The following is a 22,553-nucleotide window of genomic DNA, read 5'->3' on the forward strand; positions in this document are numbered from 1 at the left end:
GCACGAAGTTTTATTTAAAAAGAAAATCTTAGAAATTGCTCAAAAATACGCGAAGACATAAAGTTTATTGGAAAAGAAAATGCTAAAAAAACTTAACGGCTTAGTGTCTTTGTGGCAAAAAACATAAATAGAAATGAAAAGAAATTTTATAATCACGCTGTTAACTTTTTGTATTTCCTTAACCGTTTCGGCACAGAAAGCATTTGACATTAAAAAATACGGCGCTGTTGGAGATGGCAAAACATTAAACACAAAAGCGATTCAAAAAGCAATTGACGCAGCAAATAAAAGCAAAGGAGGAAAAGTTGTTTTTTCTAAAGGAACATTTCTGTCTGGAAGTATTATTTTAAAAAATAATGTTGAGTTGTTTTTTGAAGACGGAGCCATTTTGTTAGGTAGTACAAATCCAGAAGATTATCCAAAATATGAAGGAATTCGAGCTTTAATTATTGCTAATGAATCTAAAAATATTGCCGTAAATGGAAACGGAATTATTGACGGACAAGGTAGGGAATTGGCTTTAGCAATTGATTCTCTCCATCATACAGGTGTTCGGATTGATCCAAAATACAATTACAGAAGAATGCGTCCTGAAGATGGAAGAGGAAAATTGATTTCGTTTGTAAAGTGCGATTCGATTACGATGACTCATATTACATTAAAAAACAGTCCAGGCTGGACACAATGTTTTAGAGAATGTAAAAACATTGTAATTGATTTTATGAAAGTGGAAAGCCGCGCGTATTGGAACAATGACGGAATTGACCTTGACGGTTGTGAAAATGCTCGAATTACAAATTGTAATGTAAACGCAGCAGACGACGGAATCTGTTTAAAATCTGAAATTCCGGGGTTACACAATAACAATATTTACATTGGAAATTGTACCATTCGATCAAGTGCCAATGCTGTAAAATTTGGAACAGGTTCTTATGGAAGTTTTAAAAACGTAACAATAGAAAATATCAAAGTTTTTGACACATTCAGATCAGCGGTTGCTATTGAATCTGTTGACGGTGCAGAAATTGAAAATATCAAAGTTTCGGATATAACTGCCGTAAATACAGGAAATGCAATCTTGATTCGTTTAGGTCATAGAAATGGAGATAAACCGGGTTATATTAAAAATGTATCGGTTAAAAATGTAAAAGCGCAGATTCCGTTTGGACGTCCTGATATTGATTATGATATGCGCGGACCAGAAGTCGATTATTTCCACAATCCATTTCCGTCTTCTATTGCCGGAATTCCGGGGCATTTAATAGAAAATGTGACTTTAGAAAATATCGAAATTGTTTATCCAGGAAGAGCTTCAAAAGGAATGGCGTATCATCCTTTAAGCCGATTAAAAGATGTAAAAGAAAACATCAACGGATATCCTGAATTTACCATGTTTGGTGAATTGCCTTCTTGGGGATTCTATGTTCGTCACGTAAACGGAATAGAAATGAAAAACATAAAATTGGTTTTAGACAAAGAAGATTTCCGTCCAGCTTTTGTTTTTGATGATGTTAAAAATCTGACTATGAAAGGGATTGATGTTCCTTCAGATAAAATCAATCAAATCATTTTTAAAGATGTTTCATCAAGTAATTTGGATAGCGAATCTTTAAAACGAAAAATAGAACCAGAGCAAAATAAATTTGAATTGCCAGCTCGTTAAGAGTTTGCCACAAAGGCACAAAGACGCAAAGTTTTATTCAAAAAAAACTTAAATAGAAAACTTTGCTACTCTCCGTCTTTGTGAGATTTAAAAAAAAATAAAAAAAACTTAATGCCTTTGAGTCTTTGTGGCATAAAAAAAATAAAAAACATGAAAAAGAAATCTATAATCGCGCTCATCATTTTCTGCCTTTCGTTAACTGTTTCTGCACAGAAAATCTACGATGTTAAAAAATACGGAGCAAAAGGAGACGGAAAAACGAATGATGCCGCAGCCATTCAAAAAGCAATTGATGAATGCAGTAAAACAGGTGGAAGAGTACTAATTCCCGCGCCGTTTACTTTTTTGGCAGGACCAATTGATGTAAAATCAAAAGTAGATTTGCATATTGAAGCCGGGGCAAAATTATTGGCGAGTCCAGATGAAAAACTCTATACAAAAAGCGCTTTCAGAACAAATCCAGGTGAAGGAACGATTTGGCTCGGAGGAGAAAATATTGAAGATTTTACCATTAGCGGAAGCGGAAAAATTGACGGAAATGGAATCTCATTTATGGGCGCAGAAGAAGATGATGCGTATGTTTTAAAACCATTTAATGTATTAGATCCGAGACCTCACGTATTGACGATTATTGGAGGAAAAAATATCAGAATCAAAGATGTTCATATCGGAAATTCAGCATATTGGACAGTTCATTTGGTTGGTTGTAACGATGTTGTAATCAGCGGAATTACTTTGCTGAACAGTTTAAAAGTTCGTAATAGTGACGGGATAGATTTGGATCATTCTAAAAATGTTAGAATTAGTGATTGTTATATAGAAAGTGGCGACGATTGCATTTGTTTGAAAAACCGTAGAGAATTTGAAGAATTTGGTGCTTGCGAAAATATAACGGTTACCAATTGCACGATGACAAGCAGCAGTTGTGCCATTAAAATTGGTTCAGAAAATATGGATGCGATTAGACAAGTGGTTTTCAATAACTGTATTATTAAAAACAGTAATCGCGCTTTAGGAATTCAAAATCGTGATGAAGGAACTGTGAGTGATGTAATTTTTTCAAACATTATTATTGAAAGTAAATTAAACACCGATACTTGGTGGGGAAAAGCAGAGCCGATTTATGTAACGGCTTTCAGCAGAGCAAAAATAAATCATAAAGATGCAAATTGGCGTTTTCCAAAAGGAGCGACAGAAGGAAAAGTAGGTGAAATTAAGAATATTTATTTCTCGAATATTCAATGTACAGGAGAAAATGGTGTGTTTGTAAGCGGAGAATCTAAAGATAAAATCAAGAATATTGTTTTTGAAAATGTGAGTGTTTTTATAGACAAGATAACTTCTTTTCCTGGCGGATTATACGACAGACGCCCAGCAAATGTTGATGGTTTTGTAAAAGGAAGCACTTCAGGTTTTTATTTTGATACTGCCGAAAGCATTAAAGTTCAGAATTGCACGGTGCAATGGGGAAAAAACAAACCTGAATATTTTAAATATGCCGTTGAAAGTAAAAATGTTGATGTTTTAAAAGTGATTAATTTAGATGGAGATTCGGCTTTTCCAAATAAGTACGAGGCAGTTAAGAAATAATTTATTCTTTTAGAAAAATTTATAAGTGTAGAATTCACAATAAAATTTAGCGATGTGATACTTTTAAAACTTTCAAGATAAACTTTAAAAAGATTAATTAATATATTGCAAGTACATTCTCAATACAAAAACAATACAATACAATACAATACAATACAATGAAAACAAACATAGTTTCAACATTATTCATAGGAGGTTTACTATTTACTAGTAGTTATGGTAATGCTCAAAAAACGACTTTAGAAGTTGATGCTTCAAAAACTGTTGCTAAAATTCAGCCAACGATGTTCGGTTTGTTTTTTGAAGACATCAATTTTGCCGCAGATGGAGGATTATACGCCGAAATGATTAAAAACAGATCTTTTGAATTTGATAAACCTTTAATGGGATGGGAGCAGCCTAAATCGAACAGATCTTCGATGAATAAAGAATCCGGAATGGCTTTGCCAGTTAGCATAGCTGCAAATAATACTAATTTTTGCAGAGTTGAAATCAATAATGACAAAGGGTATGCTTTAATAAATGAAGGTTTCAGAGGAATGGGAGTGAAGAAAGACGCCAAATACAATCTTTCTTTGAAAGCTGCGAATCCTAATGGCGCAATCAAAAAAATCATTGTTCAATTAATAGATAAAGATCAAAAGATAATTGGAGAAACGAGTATTGTTCCAAAATCAGAACAATGGACAAATTATACAGCACAAATTATTGGTACACAAACAGAAGCAAAAGCAAAACTAAAACTGACTTTTGAAGGAACGGGAACGATTGATTTAGATATGATTTCGTTGTTTCCTGAAGATACTTGGAAAGGAAGAAAAAATGGACTTAGAAAAGATCTTGTACAATTATTATATGATGTAAAACCTGGTTTTTTACGTTTTCCTGGCGGTTGTATTGTTGAAGGAAGAACACTTTCTGATCGTTACCAATGGAAAAAATCGGTTGGAAATGTAGATGAAAGAGAAACAAAGATGAACCGTTGGAATGTCGAATTCAATCACAAGCAAACTCCTGATTATTTTCAAAGCTTCGGATTAGGATTTTACGAATATTTCCAGCTTTCTGAAGATATTGGAGCAGAACCTTTGCCAATTTTAAGCTGTGGAATGGCTTGTCAATATAACACAGGAGAATTAGCTTCTATGGATGAATTGGATCCATACATTCAAGACGCTTTAGATTTGATCGAATTTGCTAATGGTGCTGTTACGACAACTTGGGGAAAAATCCGCTCGGCTATGGGACATCCTAAACCATTTAATTTAAAATATATTGGAGTTGGAAACGAACAGTGGGGAGCAGACTATATTGAAAGATACAAGGTTTTTGAAAAAGCAATCAAAGCAAAATATCCAAATATCATCATAGTTTCTGGAAGTGGGCCTTCGCCAAAAGGAGAACATTTTGATTATGCTATGGCTGAACTTAAAAAGTTGAATGCAGAATTGGTTGACGAACATTATTATGAAAGTCCGAAATGGTTTAGAGAAAATGCCGGTCGTTACGATAATTATGATAGAAAAGGGCCAAAAATATTTGCTGGAGAATATGCGGCGCAAAGTGTTTCAGGAGCGAATCCTAATAATAGAAACAATTGGGAATGTGCATTTTCTGAAGCCGCTTTTATGACAGGATTAGAAAGAAATGCAGAAGTAGTTCAATTATCGTCTTACGCTCCTTTAATGGCTCATGAAGATGCTTGGCAATGGACACCAGATATGATTTGGTTTAATAATTTAGAATCTTACGGTTCAGCTAATTATTATGTACAGCAATTATTTTCAACCAACAAAGGAACAGATTTGTTGAAGATTACAAAAGATGGAAAAGCGTTAATTGGTCAAAATGATTTATATGCGTCAGCTGTAAAAGATGTTAACAGCAAAGAGATTATTGTGAAATTGGTTAATACAGCTTCAGAAAGTCAAGAAATTAGCATAGATTTAAAAGGAGCAAAATTAGGTTCAAAAGGTTCGATTATAAGATTGTCAAGTCCAAATACGCAAGACGAAAATACTTTTGCTGAACCGAAAAAAATTACTCCAAAACAAAGCGAATATAAAATCACAAAAGGAAATCAGCAATTGAGTCTTCCTGCGTATTCTGTTACTGTTTTGAAATTGAAAATCAATTAATTGTGAATTATTAATTAAGATACCATGCTCCATCATTTTTCAAAAAAGTTTTTTCTATTTATATCTGTAATTACTGGGTTTTTGGGATATGCACAGGATTTAAAACTGCAATACAATCAACCAGCTGTGGAATGGACAGAAGCGCTGCCAATTGGAAATGGTACTTTGGGCGCAATGGTTTTTGGAAGAGTAGATTCAGAATTAATTCAGCTGAATGAAGCTACTTTATGGAGTGGAGGACCAGTGCAGAAAAACATAAATCCAGAAGCTTTTAAGAACCTTGCTTTAATTAGAGAAGCGCTTAGAAATGAAGATTTCGAGAAGGCGAATGTTTTAACTAAAAACATGCAGGGAGCTTATAGCGAAAGTTTTATGCCTTTGGGAGATCTTATTTTAAATCAGAATTTTAATGGACAAAAAACAGATTCTTATAACAGGAGTCTTGATATTGAAACAGGATTAGCAGTTACAAATTTTAAAATTGACGGCGTAAATTATAAAAGAGAAATCTTTGCTTCGGCACCTGCAAAATGTGTTGTAATAAAGCTTTCGGCAGATCAATTAAAAAAACTTTCTATTACAATTGATGCTTCAAGCCTTTTAAGAAATCAAAAATCAATACAAAATCAATCGTTGATTTTAAAAGGAAAAGCGCCTTCGCATTCAGATCCAAATTATATTGATTACAATAAAGAGCCAGTTGTTTATGAAGATGTATCAGGTTGTCGAGGAATGCGTTTTGAATTGATTATAAAACCAGTTGTAAAAGATGGCGAAATAACTTCTGAAGGAAATAAATTAGTGATTAAAAACGCTAGTGAAATTTTACTTTTTGTTTCGGCTGCAACAAGTTTCAACGGTTTTGATAAATGTCCAGACAGTGAAGGAAAAGACGAACATCAATTTGCAGAAACGCCAATAAAAAAATCTTCTGCAAAAAAATATGATGCTTTATTAAAAGAACATATTGCTGATTTTCAAAAATTCTTTAATAGAGTTTCTTTAAAATTAAATGAAAAAGAAAATAATAAATCTAATCTGCCAACAGATGTAAGATTGGAACAATATTCAAAAGGAGAAAAAGATGGTGGATTGGAAGCTTTATTTTTTCAGTTTGGACGTTATTTATTGATTTCTTCTTCACGTACAAACAATACTCCTGCCAACTTGCAAGGAATTTGGAATAATAAACTTCGAGCGCCTTGGAGCAGTAATTACACCACAAATATTAATTTACAGATGAACTATTGGCCAGTAGAATCTGGGAATTTGTCTGAATTGTTTTTTCCGCTTGACGAATTCATTAAAAATGTTTCAATAACTGGAGCAGAAACTGCCAAAAGTTATTATCATGCTAATGGTTGGGTTTTGCATCATAACTCTGATATCTGGGCGATGACGAATCCTGTTGGAGATTTTGGAAAAGGAGACCCGATGTGGGCAAACTGGTATATGGGCGCCAATTGGTTAAGCAGACATTTATGGGAACATTATCAATATACGGGCGATGTGGCGTATCTTAAAAAAGTATATCCAATTATAAAAGGAGCAGCAGAATTTAGTTTAGACTGGCTTCAAAAAAATAAAGATGGTTATTTGGTAACAATGCCTTCGACTTCGCCAGAAAATATATTTTATTATGATGGCAAAAAACAAGGAACTGTAACCACAGCTTCTACAATGGATATCGGAATCATAAAAGATTTGTTCGAAAATACAGTCGAAGCTTCAAAGGTTTTAAATATCGATTCAGAATTCAGACAAAAAGTAAGCAAAGCAGGAAGTGAATTACTGCCTTTTCAAATTGGAAGCAAAGGACAATTGTTAGAATGGTATAAAGATTTTGAAGAAGAAGATCCGCATCACAGACATACTTCTCATTTGTATGCTTTGCATCCTGCCAATTTAATTTCGCCGCTAAATACACCAGAGTTGGCTTCGGCGGCAAAGAAAACATTAGAATTGCGCGGTGATGACGGAACTGGCTGGAGTTTGGCTTGGAAAGTAAATATGTGGGCAAGACTTTTAGACGGAAATCATGCTTATACCTTATTTAAAAATCAATTGAGATTGACAAAAGATAATGATCCTAAATATAGCAGACACGGAGGTTGTTATCCGAATTTGTTTGATGCGCATCCACCTTTCCAGATTGATGGAAATTTTGCAGGAACAGCAGGAGTTATAGAAATGCTATTGCAAAGCCAGAACAAAGAAATTCATTTGCTTCCAGCTTTACCAGACGCTTGGACTGACGGCGAAATAAAAGGTATTAAAGCTAAAGGTAATTTTACTGTAGATATAAAATGGAATAATGGTAAAATGAGTCAAGCAAAAATTTTGTCTAATAATGGAAGTACTTGCGTAATAAGATCTGCAGAACCTTTTATTATTGAAAAACTGAATATAAAAAGCGAGAAATCGTCTATTGGTTACACAGCGACATTTAATACCAAAAAAGGAACGAATTACAATATTCGACCTTTATAAAACAGCATTTATTTTAAATTTTTGGCCACTCTCTTTTTTGAGAGTGGTTTTTATTTTATGAGTTTAAAGAAAAATCTCCCAGTTTTATCAATTAGAAACTGATAGATAATCAAAAATTAAATACACATCTTTTAAAACGAATATCTTAAGATAAACTGACCTTTTAATCTTGTAGCTAATCGATCTAGAATACAAGGTGAAGTTTTATTCTTTTTATGAGCCTTCAGTGTAAGGTTCATTCCATAAAGAATTAGGTTTTAGGTAGACTTTGTTTTCTTGAAAATCTAAAATGGTATTAAATCTTTTTAAAACTTCATTGCCAAGAATATGAGTTTTAAATCGAGATGGATTGTCTTTCGTTAGTAATTGTACAGGAACATCATTAAGGCATAAATTTCCTAAATAAAGTTTTTCATTTCTTACCGTTATAACTGGAATTTCTTCTCCTTTTCCGTTCTTTAAAATTACTTTTTTAATAACAGGTAAACTTTCTTTCGGGTATTGCTGTTCCTGCACTATCTGCTGATCAAGCATTACAGTGCGCTGATAGCCATTATCAAAAAGGAAACGCCCTTTATAAACCGTGTTTTTTATTTGAAGCTGTCCTTGAACGCAAAACAAAGTATGTGTAAATTCCATATCAAGTTTTGCATAATCTTTGTTTCGTTTTGGCAGTTTAGAATGAACTATAAAAAGCTTTTTATCATAATCGATTTCTACAATTTTGCCATCAAATATATTCCAGCCAAATCGTCCCACAGTTCCTTGTCCCGATAACTCTACAGGATAAATTTCCTGATCTTTCCAAATTTGATTTCCAAGTTGAAAGCTATGTCCTTTTAAATCATTTAATTTTAGCTGGTTTAGCATATCATTCGTTAAAAGAAAATCAGTTGTTCCTGAATCAAATTTTAAATCCAGGGTTTCTTTGTCGTCTAATTTAACCTTAAAAATGATGTTGTTATACTCTGAAAGTACAAAAGGAATTGTATCGTGTATTTCAGGTTTGAGTTTTGAAAAATTTTTTAAAGGCGGACATTCAACGCGAGTATAACAGCTGTCGGTATTATTTAAAAGAACTGTAAAATCAAACTTTTTTCCAGGTTTTAATTTTATAATGATAGAATCTTCATTAGTATAAAAAGCAACAGTTTTCTCTTTCGAGCTTTTATTTGTTACATATAAATCGGGTTTTGCTTTTGGATCTAAATGCCATTTTGTTTTTTCTTCATTATCTTCTTTTATATAGCAGATTTTTGAAGAAGCTTTGATTTCAGTTTTTTTTGTTTGAGCCTGACAAACCGTTACAGCAGCAAACATAAAAATAAGAGGTATCTTCATTATTTATAATTTCGATTTTTTGGATTAAAGCTGTGGCGGAAGCAAATTGTCTAAATCTGAAAGTTTATAGAATTTAAGATCATTCAGTTTCATGTATTTACATATAAATTCTAAAGTTTCAATTTTCACCTGATAATTTTCAGTGATTTCTTTCACAGGTTTATGACCGCAAAGAAGTAGAATTTTATTATTCTTTTTAGCGTAATCTAATAATTCAAGCAAATACGGAATACTGAAATGAATGTGGCTATTGTCAATATCAAATGCAAATACGATTTTAGAATTATTAAAATAGCTGTCTTGCTTTTCTGGGATTTCACCTCCAAATGCTCTTCCTCTAATAATTTTAAACAAAGGCGATAATGCTTGGTCTAGTGAATCTGATCTTTCGCCATAAGGATAAGCAAACGAAGTAACGTTGAAAGACTTTTTTTTCATAGAAATAATCATCGGATCGATTTCCTGTTTTAGATATTCTTTGACGCTATGCTTTTGAGTGAACTTAACAGCATTGTAATGATGATAACCATGTCCCGCAATCTCATGTCCGTATTTTTGCATTTCGAGCAGTTTTTTAATTTCAGGAGCTCCGATCGAATCTATTCTGCAAACATTAAAAGTCGCTTTCCAAGAATATTTTCGCAAAACTTGATCAGCTTCCGACCATTCATCGACATAAGCATCATCAAAAGATAAAATAACACCAGCTTTGTAGGCAGGTTTTGTGACTGGTTTTGGTTTTTTATTTTCGCAAGAAAATAAGGTTAAGAAAAGTAAAAGCAATACCGTTTTTGTAAAAAGTATTTTCATAGATTTTTGCTTTCTAGTGAATATGAATTTAACATATAATAATCAAATATAAAGAATATTCTGAATAACAGCTTCTGTAATAAGTATTTGATAAATGGAAGATTAATTAGTTTTTTATAATAACCCTCTTTTCAAATCGCCCATGATGACTAATTGAAATATCTTGAAGCATATTCGAAGAAATTTTCAAATACGGAATACCGTTTTCATCTTTTACAATTTCTTTATTTTCAACTTCAATTATGTTATTAATATTTTCAAAATCGGTTACAGCAATTGTATGAATGCTTTCTAACGACAAAATAGTTTTAGTGTGATAAATATTTTTATTGCAAACTACTTTTCCAGATGAATTATTTATATCTAAAAAGTCTATAAAACAAACGAGTTTTTTCGGACTGAATTCGCGAATTTTGTTTTGGCGATTATAGATTTTATACGCAGCCTCTTTCATGCTCCACAAAAGCCAAACCATTACTTCTGGGGCATTATAATTTCTTATAAGTTGTTGTTCATCAACTGTGAAAAGCTTTTCGACAAAACCTTTCCGTTTCCAATTGCTTTCTTTTCGTGACTGTGCGAGATCTATAACATCATTGCCAATCATTTTGCGGCGAGTTTGGTTTCGATGATTTCTAAAGCAGTTTTAACATCAAGCATTCGCTCCATATCGGCATTGTCAATTACAATGTCGAATTCTTCTTCAATATCAAGTACGATATCCACCAAATTAGCCGAGTTTATATTTAGATCTTTTATGAAATCAGTTTCTTCAGTTAAATTGTCATAAGCTTCTGTATTGGTTGCAAAAGGCTTTATAATTACTTTTAATCTTTCGGTAAGTTCTTGTCTGTCCATTTTAATTTTCGAATTTTTTAAATATTACGCACGCGTTTACATCGCCAAAACCAAAACTGGCTTTTGCAATTATTTTGGGGTTAGTTTTAATAGTTTCTAAAAGCACTTTTGAGGGGGCAATTAGTGAAGCAATTTCAGGATGAAGATCAGAGCAGTTTTTATTTCCGAATAAAAAACCTTCATGAAGCTGTAATATTGTGGCAACACATTCAATACTTCCAGAAGCACTCAAACAATGTCCAGTTAAGCTTTTCAGCGAATTAATATATGGAAAATCAGAACCGCTTCGTTCCAAGGCTTTTGTCCAGTTTTCAATTTCCAAACTATCTTTTGTAGTAGCTGTTAAATGCCCGTTTATGGCATCAATTTCATTTGAATTTATTCCAGCATTTTCTACTGCACTTTTAATGCATCTTTGAACGGCTATACTGTTTGGAGCGGTCATACTTCCGCCGTCGCGCTGTCCGCCAGAATTGACATTTCCGCCTAATATTTCGGCATAAATAGTAGCATTGCGTTCTAAAGCGCTTTCCAAATCTTCAATAACAAAAGCACCAGCACCGCTTCCTGGAACAAATCCTGCAGCAGAAGCACTCATTGGTCTGGAACCTTCTTCGGGATTGTCATTATACTTAGAAGAACAGACACGAAGTGCGTCAAATCCTCCCCAAATATATGGACCGCTGTCAGAAGTGCTTCCCGCTAATATTCTTTTTGCTTGTCCAGATTGTATTCGGTCGTAAGCCATTAATATGGATTCAGTTCCCGTAGTACACGCAGATGAATTGGTTGTTACCTGATTTCCCAATCCAATTTTACCGCCAAGATAAGCACTAACGCCACTATTCATGGTTTGGGCGACAACGGTGCTTCCTAATCTTCGGACTTGCAGTTCATCAATTTTATAAATGCTTTCGCGAAATTTATCAATTCCAGAAGTTCCAGCTCCAAAGATTGCACCGCTATCCCAATCTGGATTTTCATTTATTGGCAATCCTGCGTTGTTCCAAGCTTCCATACCCGCAATAACGCCGTATAAAATCCCTGTGCTGTTAAATCCGCGAAGTTCGAGTTCTGTAAAATATTGCGCTTTCAACTCTTCTGATATTTGAGGCTGACCCACAATCTGACAAGAAAACTGCAATTCTTCCAGTTGAGAATCATGACGAATACCAGAAATACCATTTTGCAGCGCATCAGTAAACGCAGAAATTCCAACACCATTTGGCGCTGCAACTCCAAGCCCCGTTATAACGACTCGTTTTTTCATAATCTTTTTGTTATCATTCCTGCTAAAACACCACGGCAGACTTCTTGTCCAGCTTCGTTTTTCATTACGGCATTACATTTTAATTTTCCAAAACGAAAGAACAATTTCTCCGAAGTTACCGTTACTTTTTCATTTGGATAAACGGGTTTCAAAAATTCCATTTCAGCTGAAGTAAATGCAATCACGGTATTTTCTCCCAATTCATTTCCTAATAGAAATATTCCTAAGCAAACCATTCCAATCTGCGCCATTGTTTCTGTTAAAATAACGCCTGGAGTAACAGGATTGTCTTTGAAATGGCCTTTGTAAAAGTCAAGATTTTCTTTGAAGGTATACGTTCCAGTTACGCCATTTTCATCCGCGTGAAGCAATTCATCTACAAACAAAAAAGGTTCGCTGTAGGGTAGCTGTTTTATAATATCTGTTAATTCCATAAGCTTTCAAATTACCATTGCAATAAAACTCTTTGTGCCGAAAATCCCGGACCAAAACTCAGCATTAAACCTTTTTCTCCTTTTTTCGGATTTCGGTTCATAATGTTTTCTAAAACATATAAAACCGTTGCGCTCGACATGTTGCCGTATTGTTTGAGAATTTCTTTAGTGTCGTCAATATTTTTTTCTAATCCGCCAAAAAGAGATTCAACAGTTGTCACGATTTTTTTTCCGCCGGGATGAAAAATCATGTGGTCAATATCTTTAATTTCCAAATTATTCTGCTTTAAAAAAGGATGAATGATGTCGCCAAAATGAGAAGCAATTGTGTCTGGGACTTCAATATCGAGAACCATTTGCAGTCCGCCATTGGTTAATTTGAAGCCCATCATATGTTCTGCATCATAAAAATGATACATCTGTTCATCGAGAATTTCAGGACCAGTATCTTCTTCTTTTGAAGACAATAAACAACAGGCCGCTCCATCTCCAAAAATAGCAGCGCTTACAATATTTGGCATTGAGAAATCATCGAGCTGAAAAGTCGCAGTTGGCGATTCTACAGCTATGACCGCAGCACGTTTTCCAGGATTAGATTTTAGAAAATTCTTGGCATAAATAATCCCCGAAATTCCTGCTGCACAGCCCATTTCGGTTACAGGAAGACGAACAATATCTTGTCTTAATTTCATTTTATTAATCAGATAAGCGTCAAGCGAAGGAATCATAATTCCCGTGCAGCTTACTGTAATAATATAATCTAAACTTTCTGGATGCCATTCTGTTTTTTCTAATGCTTTTTCGAGAACTTGATGCCCTAAAACAATCATTTCACGACTATAAATATCATTTTTTTCTTCGAATGAAGTAGCGGTAAAAACTTCCGAAGGCTCCATAATAGAATACCGTTTATCTACAGAAGCACCTTCAAATATTTTCTTTACTTTTTTGATAAATCGTTCTTCCTGACCTTCAAGCCACACGTCTATAAACGGAAGTATTTCTTCGGTCGTTCGAGAATATTGCGGAAGCTGTTTAACAGCCGTGATTATCTTTACACTCATATTTTAGTAATTATCCACTGGTAGCGAAAAGCCCATTTCCAGTTTATGGAATAGTTTTTTAGATTTAATTTTTTGGAGAAATGTTCCAATTCGTTTTTTTTGAATCCCTTTAAAATAGAAATCAAACCATCGTTGCGCGACATTTTATTGAGATTGAAAACAACACTTATAAGCTCAAATAATCTATAAGCAATTTTGCTTCTATGAAGATCATTTACGACAATTCCAATCGAAGCATTTTTGTTTAAAATATCCATTACTTCAGCAATTTGACTTGTCGTAAAATGATGCAGCGTCAACGTGCACAAAACAATATCATATTTTATTCGATTGAAATCTTCGCTAAAAATATCCATACAGAGATATTCAATATTTGGAAAATCTTTTGAAAGTTTCTTAGCATAATCAATTGTAAAAGCGTTGGCATCGATACCAATTAATTTGAATTCGAGATTTTGTTTTTTTCCATATTTGGCAAGCATTCGCAACATATCGCCATTTCCGCATCCAATATCGGCAATGGTAATTATTTGGGAAGAATCAGTCTTTTTTAAAAGCTCTCTTATGCCGTGAAGCGTCAGTTTATTTCCGCCAAGCAATTGATTTATTGAAGCAATTTGATCTAACGCGCCAATAAGCTCTTCGCTTTGAAGCGAAAAATCATCCATTATTTCTATTTCTTCTGTTCTATATTTGGTGTTTACGCTCATTTATTCAATTGTTATTGGACGTCCGTGTGTTTGTTTTATAATGAAAGAAAGTAGAGTAGGAATTGATGCTGCAACGGTCGTCATTATATGAGTCAGATTTTTATGTGTCAGCGCTTTGGCTAAAATTCTACCAAAGAATAATCTTCTGCTAAAATGCTTTTTCCATTCTTTACTATATTTTTTTTCGAATTCATTTCTAGATTCTATTTTTCCATAGTAAAAATCAAGAACTAGTTCAGAAGCTATTTTAGCGCTATGAATTGCCATTGCCATTCCGTTGCCGCACATTGGATGAATTAATCCTGCGGTATCTCCAATCATTAAAATGTGATTTTCTACAGGTTCTTTTTTATCGAATGAAATCTGACTGATCGTTAAAGGTTTTTCGAATAGGGAAGTGCTGTTTTCAAAAATAGATTTCAATTTTTTATTTTTATAAAGTACCGATTTTTGGTAGTCTTCAATGTTTTTGTATTTTTTAAAAGTTTCAAAATCGGCTAAATAGCATATGTTTATAACGTCGTTTTCGACTTTTGAAACGCCACAATAACCGCCTTGAAAATTGTACAAAGCAACAAGACTTTCGTCAAAATTTCCTTTATAATGTGCTTTTACTGCTAACCACGGTGATTTTTTAGAAATAAAATCTCTTGACAAAACTTGATCTATATTCGATCTTTTGCCGTAAGCGCCCAAAACTATTTTCGCAGAAAAAATTTCTTCAGAAGTAGTTACCGTGAAAATGTCATTTTCAAAGGAAATATTGATGACATTTTCTGTTATAATGGTACAGCCATTTTCAATTGCTTTTTCAAACAAAAAATTATCCAGTTCATAACGGCTAATTCCGAAACCGCCTAATGGAAGTTTTGTTTTTGCTGTTTTTCCGTTTTGCGCTGTAAATTCAAAGTTTGAAATACTTGTTGGGTGAAGTTCCCTAACGTCTAAATCCAACCAAAATAAATAAGGCAGGATTTCATTGGAGATGTATTCTCCGCAAACTTTATGTTTTGGAAATGTATTTTTTTCGATAAGAATTACCTTCAATCCTTTTTTGGATAAGTGTAAAGCACTTGCTAGACCAGCAAGACCGCCTCCAATAATAAGTACATCGGGATTTGTTCTCATACAACCAATTTAATCATAAAAACTTAAATGTTCTTACTTAATTCTATAATAAATTAACAAAATTTCAACTTTTATTTTAAAAGATTAAAATGCGTTTTTATTAGAAAAAAATGATTTAAAAGATAATTTTTACTTTTGCCATAAATAGCACATTAAATAAATGACAATACAAGATTTATTAGGAACTTATTCTATTTCTGGAAGCAATCAGGACGAAAGTAATGAGATAACATACCAAGGTGTTTTGAAGCTGACTTTAGATCAAAACAACCGCATAAAGGCAGATTGGATTATCAATTCGCATAAACAAAAAGGAACTGGTTTCTTTAAAGATAATATTTTGGTAATTAATTTTAGTTACAAAGGCGAAGACAATAAAACCTATAAAGGAGTTGCGGTTTATAGATGCATTACTAAAGATGTTTTAGACGGATTTTGGTCTGAAAAACACGGAGATCCATTGTATTTAGGAAGTGAACATTGTTTGAGAATGGAAACTACAGAACGATTAAATTAGAATCTTTTTACTGGAAATATTTTTTTTAAACACATAGAAACTTAGATTTTTGTTTGTGAATAAAAGAAATTAGAAAGAAACTAGTTTCTAACACATAGAGCTATGTGAATGTATACAAGTGAAACGCCTTTTTTAAGTTTCCAATAAACTATGGTTCTATGTGTTAAAATAAAAAACAAAAACTGCGTAAAGCTCAAAGCATTTGCGCAGTTTTTTTATATAAACTATTTAAAACTTATTGATTAAGCTGGGTTTGCTACAGTTTTATATTTTCTGTTGTAAAGAATAATAAAACCAACCCATATTACTAATAAAACTGCAATTAAAGTAAGTTCTGTTTCATGCAAACCATTACGGAAGAAATTGTTTAGCGAATGTACGCCCGCAACTGCTAATAATGATCCTGTAGAAGTATATACTTTTCCGATTCCCCAAGTTCCAAAGAAAATGATTCCGAAGAAAATCATATTGCTAGGAGTTGTTTCGAAGTTCAAATGCCATGCAAACCAAAGTACCGCAATAATCAAGATTGAAGTAAATTTAGGAAGCGATTTCAGTTGTTCTTGTAAAAATCCACGCCATCCAATTTCTTCTAAAAGTCCGTAAACTAAAACTGTAAACATGAGTAAAATTGGGAATTTACCGATTGTAAAGTAATAAACACCTGCAATTAAAACAGCTGGAAGAATCCAATAAACTGCAAATGGAACAATTGCATTTTTGTAGATTCCCTTTAACGACATTGGATTGTGAAGAGAGAATATTTTTATTGCAGCCAAAGCTCCTAAAGCTGGTCCGACACCGCGAAGCAAAATTACTAAATACGGATTTTCTATTCCAGATAATAAATTAGTTTTAGTAGCTGCATATCTGCAGATTACAGCAATTACGTAATAAACTATAATAGCGCCAAAGTTGATTTTATTTTTCATCGTTTTAAATTTGTTTGGTTTAGTGAAGCAAACTTAGCGAGTGAAAATGAAAATAAAATTGACTTTGGGTAAGAAATCATTTTTCCATAACTCTTTTTCGAATTCGGCTTAAACTTTCAGCTGTTAATCCCAAATAAGAAGCGATGATTTTTAGGGGTGTTCTTTGAAAAATTTCTGGACGACCTTCTATCAGTTTTAAATAACGTTCTTGTGGTGAAAGTGTCAACAGGTTAATTTGCTCTTGCTGTTTTCGCACATAAAGTATTTCAGAAATGGCTTTTCCAATTCGTAAGCCTGTTTCAGATCTTTGGTACAATTCATTTAAATCTTGAAGTGAAATGGACCAAAGCGTTAAATCTTCTAAAGCTTCTGTTTTAATAACAGATGGCTGCTGATTTAGAAAAGACATATAATCGCTTATAAAACTCTTTTCGTAAAGAAGATTGATGCAAATATCTCTCTTTCCATCCCAAACAAATAATCCAGCCGATCCTTTAATGATAATATTGAGATATTTTTCGACACCATGATAATCTTTTATGATTTCAGATTTGTCAAATTCACGGACTTTAATCTTCTCCGAAAATCCTGTCCAGATATTCATATCGGCAGTAAAATAATTTTCGAAAATTCTCTTTACATCTTCTGGAGAAGGACTTTGTGGCATTTTATTAAATTATGAATTTGGAATGCCAATATAGGTTTTATCTTTCAAAATAAAAACAGCTTTGTTGTCCTGTTATTTATATTTTTTTGTGAAGAGTTAGGACAACTTTGTCAAAATTTTGAACTTTGACAAAGTTTAAATTTTATTTTCTGCTATTAATAATACCCAAAGAAAAACTGTAAATGTTATTGTGATAAAAAAATCAAATCTATCAAGTGTTTCAAAAGAGTTAAAAATGAATTTAACGCCAATGATGCCAGTACACATTAGCACAAGTCGAAATAATCTCTTGGCAATCAAATGTAAAGCAGCTTTTCTGTTATTGACATTTTGCTCTTTTGTTGAATCGTTCATTTCACAACTAAGTTTATTAAGCCAAAATACAAAAGTAAATGCAGATTTTTGAAATTATTTCAAACAAGGCAATTGTAAAACATTCGCATTCAGCGGTTGTTCAACTTTTCTCTCAAGTTTTTCGCTATTCACAGTGATATAAATTTCCATAGAACCCGTTCCAACTTTCAATCCGAGAATATGACCGCCGTAAGCATCAAATTTATCATTGGTTGCAACTCCGTGCATGTGTATAGATGGTTTGTCGCCGCTCCAAGCGATCGATCCTGTAATGCTTCCCATTTCTACTTTATTGAAAGTTTTAGGATGGAATTTCTTTTCGTTAAAATCATAAAATCCAAAAGTGGCATCTTGCGCAAAACCAATTCCAGTAAAATTTGCTGACGGAATATTTTGCTCTTTGGCTAATTTTTCAATTAGTTCCAAAACATTATCGCCTTCGCGAAGAACCATTAGGTAACCTTGAGGAGTTTTGGTATAACGGCATTTTTCAGTATCTTTTTGTTGGGCATTAGCAAAATTAAGAGACATTAAAAGCATTAATGCCATACCGATTTTAAGGGGTTGCATATTCATATAGTATTTAAATTAGAGAATTGGGTTGTAATTCATTATCATATTTTTCAGGATCAGAAGCCGCGTATTCGTTTTCAGGTTCTGGAATAACGTGAATTTTAGAATCGCTTATCGAAATTACGGCAGAACAGACATAGATTCCGACTTTTCCTTCGTTATATTTAAAATCTAATAAAGTTAGTTTTACAATGTCATTAATCGAAAGTTCATAATAATTTCCGTAGCGGATAATTTTAAAATTAATCTGTTTTTCTTCACTAATTTCAAATTGATTGGTTTGGATATTTTCAAAAATAAAATTGTTTTTGACATCTTTTTCATTAAATCCCCACGCTCTGAATTGCACGAAACCATTCATAAAATCAATTGAAATATAGTATCCCGTTCCTTCTTTATCACATTCAATTACAAAACCTGTTTTTCCCATTCCTTCCACCGCAAGCGTTCCTTCCCAAACAAAATCGTTTGATGGTTTTTCGAAGCCATAAATTTCATAACCGCTTCGGCATCCAAAACGCCATTTGTTTTCATTTTCCAAAACAAATTCGGCTGTTGGATTTCCCAAAATAGGCAAAGGAAGAGGGAGGTCTTTTTGAAGTATGGTTTTTTGATACAGTTTTTCCCAATAGTAATAGCTTTTCAGTAAAAGTCTTCCGCTTTTATCTACGTCTAATTCTTTGGGAGGTGGAATTACACGATGTGTATTGACATTTCCGTCGGCAAAGTAGAAATTGTAAACTAGATAGTGTTTCCCTTCTTTTACAACTCTTGCAGCATAATTTCCTTGAGGCATTAAAACATTATTATGAAAAGCACAATATTCGCCTCTAAATTCTGGTGCAGACCAATAGCGAACTTTAATATCTTCTCTAATTGACCCTAAAAGATAATGCGTTCCTTTAATTTCAAATACGCACGGACATTCGACATCATCATACACATACGGAATATGAAGCGGTTTTTGCAGTACATAACCTTCTTTTTCTCTTTTTGCAACACCAATGCAGCCTCTTCGGTAGGTTGGTCCAGAAGCACTTCTAGCGCATATTAACAAATAATCTTCTCCTTTGTATTGGTATTTAAATGGGTCACGAAAGCTTATCCATTGTCGCGGATTGTTATTTTTGCCTTCATAATGTGGAGCTTCACTTTTAAACGGAAGTCCGTAGAGATTTTCCTTTTTCCAAGTAAGCAAATCTGTAGAAATTGCTCTTCCTACTTTTTGTTCGATTCCCTTATCTTGACGTTTGAGACCCGTATAATACATTTCATAACCTTCTCCATCCGATTTTTTACTGACATGCATTGTCCATAACATATCGTCGTCCCATTCTCCCGGATCGCCAACAAATATTGCGTTTTTTACTCGTTTCCACGAAAGACCGTCTTTTGAAATCGCATGTGCAATATAATCGTGATTAGGAATAATTAAATGAAATAAATGATGAACTCCTTTTTCATCTATAAATACATCAACATCTCCAATTTCCCAATTGCTAAATCCTGAACCTGAATACATTTTATTATTTATTTTAAACTGTTAGTATATTTTTAATTTTTTAAACACATAGAAACATAGCTTTTGTTTGAGCAAAAAAAGGCGTTTCACTTAGTTAAAGTAAACAGAGATCTTTAAACGTTAAACTTTGTCAAAGTTCAAAACTTTGACAAAGTTGATCTCAAAGCAGACATAAAGCTATGTTTTAGAAACTAGTTTCTTTAAATCACCTTTTCCAAGAAAGAAAAATCTATGTTTATATGTGGTTAAATAATTCATCTTCAATGAATTAATTATTTTATGACTTTATAATGTTTTAAACCTTCCAAAATTCCCTCTGAAGCTGAATTTTTAGCAACATAAATACTTTTAGATGTTTCATAATCGGCAAGTTCTGCGCTTCGATTTCCAACAATAATTCCTTTTACAGGTCCTCTAAACATATCAACATCATTTCCAGAATCTCCCGCAGCAATCACATTCGCTAACGTAATAGACCATTTTCGGCATAAAAACTTAATCGCATTTCCTTTTGAAGCTCTTTTGGGAATAAAATCTAAAAACTGCCCGTGACTTGGAATAATATTAACTTTGTACCATCCTGCTCCTAAAACAGCAATTAATTCATCATGATCGTATTGTTCTTTTTCATAGTAATAAGAGATTTTAAAAGGGTTTTGCGCTTCTTCTTCCTGCAATTTAATCCATTTTATACCTTTCAGTTTATTGACAATATCTTCTCTTTTCCATCTACCAGAGAGAAATTTGGCCCAACCTTTATCCAAAATATAATCTTTTCCGTTGGTGTAATAGATTTCAGTTCCAACAGAACAAATAATGAAGTCGGGTAGAGGAAATTCTTCTTCGTCAATTACTTTTTTTACTAGTGCTAAATTTCGCCCAGAAGCCATTGCAAAAGCCATTTTATCGGTACGATTGGTTAAATGTGCTTTTAATTCTTTCAAACCTGGATTCGCTAGTTTTGGTTCAATTAGAGTTCCGTCTATATCTGAAACTAATAAGTGATCAATTTTTCTTTTTAATCGGCTGACGTTGATATTAGGGTAATGCTGTTTTTTGATTCCAGTTGAAGAAACCGATAAATTTTCATTGATTAAATCGACGTAATGGTTAACGTGGCTAACCCAACTGTAATACTTCTGAATATTAATCGCGCCATTATTGGAATAATATTTCCATTGATTTTCATCAGTTAAAATATTGCGGAGCGCTTTTTTAATCTGAGTTTCTTCTTGCGGATTTACCAATTCTCCGTTCTGACAAACAGGAATAATTTCTGAAGGTCCGCCGTTTTTTGTCACCACAACAGGAAGCCCAGAACTAGCCGATTCGATAACGGTCAAGCCGAAGTTTTCATGCAAAGCTAAATTCACAAAAACGCCTCTTTTTTCAGCTGCATAACGATAGATAATCGAAACTTCATTTTCGACATCATGCTTCTTTGGAATTGCCATTTTTCCGTACAAATCGTATTTATCCATCAAAAGAAGTAAATCGGTTAAAACGTTCTTTTCAGATTCGGGCATTTTAGCGATGTCTTTTCGAATACCAGCAAAAATGACCAGATTGGCCATGCTTTGCAGTTCTTTGTCTTTTCCGTAAACTTCAATTAAAGTGTTCAAGTTTTTATGACGGTCAGGTCTTGAAAGTGCCAGAATAATAGGCTTGTGCGGATTAGTTAAAAATTTAGAAATACTTTCGGCAACCCAATATTTTCGTTGTGTTTCTTCCATATGTTTATCCGAATCATTTTCCTGATAATAATAAGGAACAAATTTTCTAGTGTCAATTCCAGGAGAAATGGCGTGGTATTTTCCTAATTCGAAGTTTTTGTATGCTTTGTAAGTTTCAATTTCCTGTTCGGTAGAAGTAACGATAAATTCTGCTAGTTCTAAGGTTTTTTCTTCAGCAGAAATTCTGGCTTTAAACTTGAACTTTTTTTCAAGTTCTTCTTCCGTTTCTCCGCTTTCGATTAATTTCTTTTTTTTGTAAAATCCTAAAGAATGTCCTGTGTGAGCAAAAGGAATATTTAAAACTGCTGATAATTCGGCTGCAGCGTAACCTGCGTCAGCATAATGGGAGTGAATCCAATCTGGGAAGATGTTGTGCTGTTTGATGTGTTGCATCGCGCCATTCACAAAAGTATCTAGACCTTCCCAAAGCTGTTCTTTTGATCGGTACTTTTTTCCCAGAAACGGAATTCGCCTTATATCCAATTTATCATTGATAATTTCTACAGGCACTGCATATTCTGGCGAAAGAGCGGGATCATCTATTAATCTTGTAAAAATATGTACGTGTTCTACATCTTCATGTTGCGATAAAAATTCTGCTAATTCGTATATATATTTGGTCTGACCTCCGTTGTCGGCATCTCGACCTATTTCGAGACCAGAACCTTTCAAAAGTCCGTGTATATTGATAAGTGAAATTCGTAGTTTTTTCATCATTTCTTCCTTAATTATTTTAAAAATGCAATTTACAGCGCTTGT

Annotated in this window: 20 protein-coding genes; 5 read left to right on the forward strand and 15 right to left on the reverse strand. The window is 33.4% G+C overall.

Translation table 11 applies throughout. The features are described 5' to 3' along the window. The first annotated feature begins 133 nt into the window (after positions 1 to 133). The 4 genes from OD917_RS21580 (at position 134) to OD917_RS21595 (ending at position 7,881) form a co-directional block, all read left to right on the forward strand. Complete coding sequence (locus OD917_RS21580) at positions 134 to 1,663, forward strand: glycoside hydrolase family 28 protein (protein WP_263525450.1); 1,530 nt, start codon at positions 134 to 136, stop codon at positions 1,661 to 1,663. A gap of 150 nt (positions 1,664 to 1,813) precedes the next feature. Beyond that, positions 1,814 to 3,253, forward strand: a complete 1,440-nt coding sequence (locus OD917_RS21585) for a glycoside hydrolase family 28 protein (RefSeq protein ID WP_263525451.1) — start codon at positions 1,814 to 1,816, stop codon at positions 3,251 to 3,253. A gap of 158 nt (positions 3,254 to 3,411) precedes the next feature. Further along, positions 3,412 to 5,391, forward strand: a complete 1,980-nt coding sequence (locus tag OD917_RS21590) for an alpha-L-arabinofuranosidase C-terminal domain-containing protein (RefSeq protein ID WP_263525452.1) — start codon at positions 3,412 to 3,414, stop codon at positions 5,389 to 5,391. 24 nt (positions 5,392 to 5,415) lie between these two features. Further along, positions 5,416 to 7,881: a glycoside hydrolase family 95 protein gene (locus OD917_RS21595; protein WP_263525453.1), complete on the forward strand. Its 2,466-nt coding sequence runs from the start codon at positions 5,416 to 5,418 to the stop codon at positions 7,879 to 7,881. Between the two features lie 213 nt (positions 7,882 to 8,094). On the opposite strand, the gene OD917_RS21600 is transcribed toward OD917_RS21595, so the two are convergent. From OD917_RS21600 to OD917_RS21640, 9 genes are all read right to left on the reverse strand, one after another. Beyond that, positions 8,095 to 9,222, reverse strand: coding sequence for a hypothetical protein (locus OD917_RS21600; protein WP_263525454.1), 1,128 nt, complete (start codon positions 9,220 to 9,222; stop codon positions 8,095 to 8,097). Between the two features lie 24 nt (positions 9,223 to 9,246). After that, positions 9,247 to 10,032: a polysaccharide deacetylase family protein gene (locus tag OD917_RS21605; RefSeq protein ID WP_263525455.1), complete on the reverse strand. Its 786-nt coding sequence runs from the start codon at positions 10,030 to 10,032 to the stop codon at positions 9,247 to 9,249. A 106-nt stretch (positions 10,033 to 10,138) separates the two neighbouring features. Next, positions 10,139 to 10,639 carry a 4'-phosphopantetheinyl transferase superfamily protein gene (locus OD917_RS21610; protein WP_263525456.1) on the reverse strand — a complete coding sequence of 167 codons (501 nt, stop codon included), beginning with the start codon at positions 10,637 to 10,639 and terminating at the stop codon, positions 10,139 to 10,141. Next, positions 10,636 to 10,890, reverse strand: a complete 255-nt coding sequence (locus OD917_RS21615; protein ID WP_250837596.1) for a phosphopantetheine-binding protein — start codon at positions 10,888 to 10,890, stop codon at positions 10,636 to 10,638. The genes OD917_RS21610 and OD917_RS21615 overlap by 4 nt, the downstream gene beginning before the upstream one ends. A gap of 1 nt (position 10,891) precedes the next feature. After that, positions 10,892 to 12,160, reverse strand: a complete 1,269-nt coding sequence (locus OD917_RS21620; RefSeq protein ID WP_263525457.1) for a beta-ketoacyl-[acyl-carrier-protein] synthase family protein — start codon at positions 12,158 to 12,160, stop codon at positions 10,892 to 10,894. Then, positions 12,157 to 12,594 (reverse strand): 3-hydroxyacyl-ACP dehydratase FabZ family protein, encoded by a 438-nt coding sequence (locus OD917_RS21625; RefSeq protein ID WP_263525458.1) that lies wholly within the window; start codon positions 12,592 to 12,594, stop codon positions 12,157 to 12,159. Before OD917_RS21625 ends, OD917_RS21620 begins: the two co-directional genes overlap by 4 nt. A gap of 11 nt (positions 12,595 to 12,605) precedes the next feature. Then, complete coding sequence (locus OD917_RS21630; RefSeq protein ID WP_263525459.1) at positions 12,606 to 13,658, reverse strand: type III polyketide synthase; 1,053 nt, start codon at positions 13,656 to 13,658, stop codon at positions 12,606 to 12,608. Next, complete coding sequence (locus OD917_RS21635; RefSeq protein WP_263525460.1) at positions 13,655 to 14,368, reverse strand: methyltransferase domain-containing protein; 714 nt, start codon at positions 14,366 to 14,368, stop codon at positions 13,655 to 13,657. Before OD917_RS21635 ends, OD917_RS21630 begins: the two co-directional genes overlap by 4 nt. Further along, on the reverse strand, positions 14,369 to 15,496 hold the full coding sequence (locus OD917_RS21640) for an NAD(P)/FAD-dependent oxidoreductase (protein WP_263525461.1): 1,128 nt from the start codon (positions 15,494 to 15,496) through the stop codon (positions 14,369 to 14,371). It abuts the gene before it with no gap. Between the two features lie 160 nt (positions 15,497 to 15,656). Between OD917_RS21640 and OD917_RS21645 the strand changes: the two genes are divergently transcribed. Further along, positions 15,657 to 16,013: a hypothetical protein gene (locus OD917_RS21645; RefSeq protein WP_263525462.1), complete on the forward strand. Its 357-nt coding sequence runs from the start codon at positions 15,657 to 15,659 to the stop codon at positions 16,011 to 16,013. Between the two features lie 242 nt (positions 16,014 to 16,255). Here OD917_RS21645 and OD917_RS21650 read toward each other — a convergent pair whose 3' ends face one another. The 6 genes from OD917_RS21650 to OD917_RS21675 all read right to left on the reverse strand — a co-directional run bounded on the left by OD917_RS21650 (position 16,256) and on the right by OD917_RS21675 (position 22,511). Next, positions 16,256 to 16,945, reverse strand: a complete 690-nt coding sequence (locus OD917_RS21650; protein ID WP_263525463.1) for a CPBP family intramembrane glutamic endopeptidase — start codon at positions 16,943 to 16,945, stop codon at positions 16,256 to 16,258. A gap of 76 nt (positions 16,946 to 17,021) precedes the next feature. Then, a complete protein-coding gene (locus tag OD917_RS21655) occupies positions 17,022 to 17,612 on the reverse strand; it encodes a Crp/Fnr family transcriptional regulator (RefSeq protein WP_263525464.1) in 591 nt (196 codons plus the stop codon). 135 nt (positions 17,613 to 17,747) lie between these two features. Beyond that, positions 17,748 to 17,966 carry a hypothetical protein gene (locus OD917_RS21660; RefSeq protein ID WP_263525465.1) on the reverse strand — a complete coding sequence of 73 codons (219 nt, stop codon included), beginning with the start codon at positions 17,964 to 17,966 and terminating at the stop codon, positions 17,748 to 17,750. A 54-nt stretch (positions 17,967 to 18,020) separates the two neighbouring features. Then, positions 18,021 to 18,536, reverse strand: coding sequence for a PPC domain-containing DNA-binding protein (locus tag OD917_RS21665; RefSeq protein WP_263525466.1), 516 nt, complete (start codon positions 18,534 to 18,536; stop codon positions 18,021 to 18,023). A 13-nt stretch (positions 18,537 to 18,549) separates the two neighbouring features. After that, entirely contained in the window at positions 18,550 to 20,061 is a 1,512-nt protein-coding gene (locus OD917_RS21670; protein ID WP_263525467.1) for a glycosyl hydrolase family 32, read from the reverse strand. Positions 20,062 to 20,333: 272 nt separating this feature from the next. Then, the gene (locus OD917_RS21675; protein WP_263525468.1) at positions 20,334 to 22,511 is read right to left on the reverse strand and encodes an HAD-IIB family hydrolase; all 2,178 of its coding nucleotides are present in this window, start codon (positions 22,509 to 22,511) and stop codon (positions 20,334 to 20,336) included. Positions 22,512 to 22,553 lie beyond the last annotated feature (42 nt).

Origin of the sequence: Flavobacterium sp. SH_e, from assembly GCF_025717045.1 — a bacterium.
Classification (GTDB): domain Bacteria; phylum Bacteroidota; class Bacteroidia; order Flavobacteriales; family Flavobacteriaceae; genus Flavobacterium.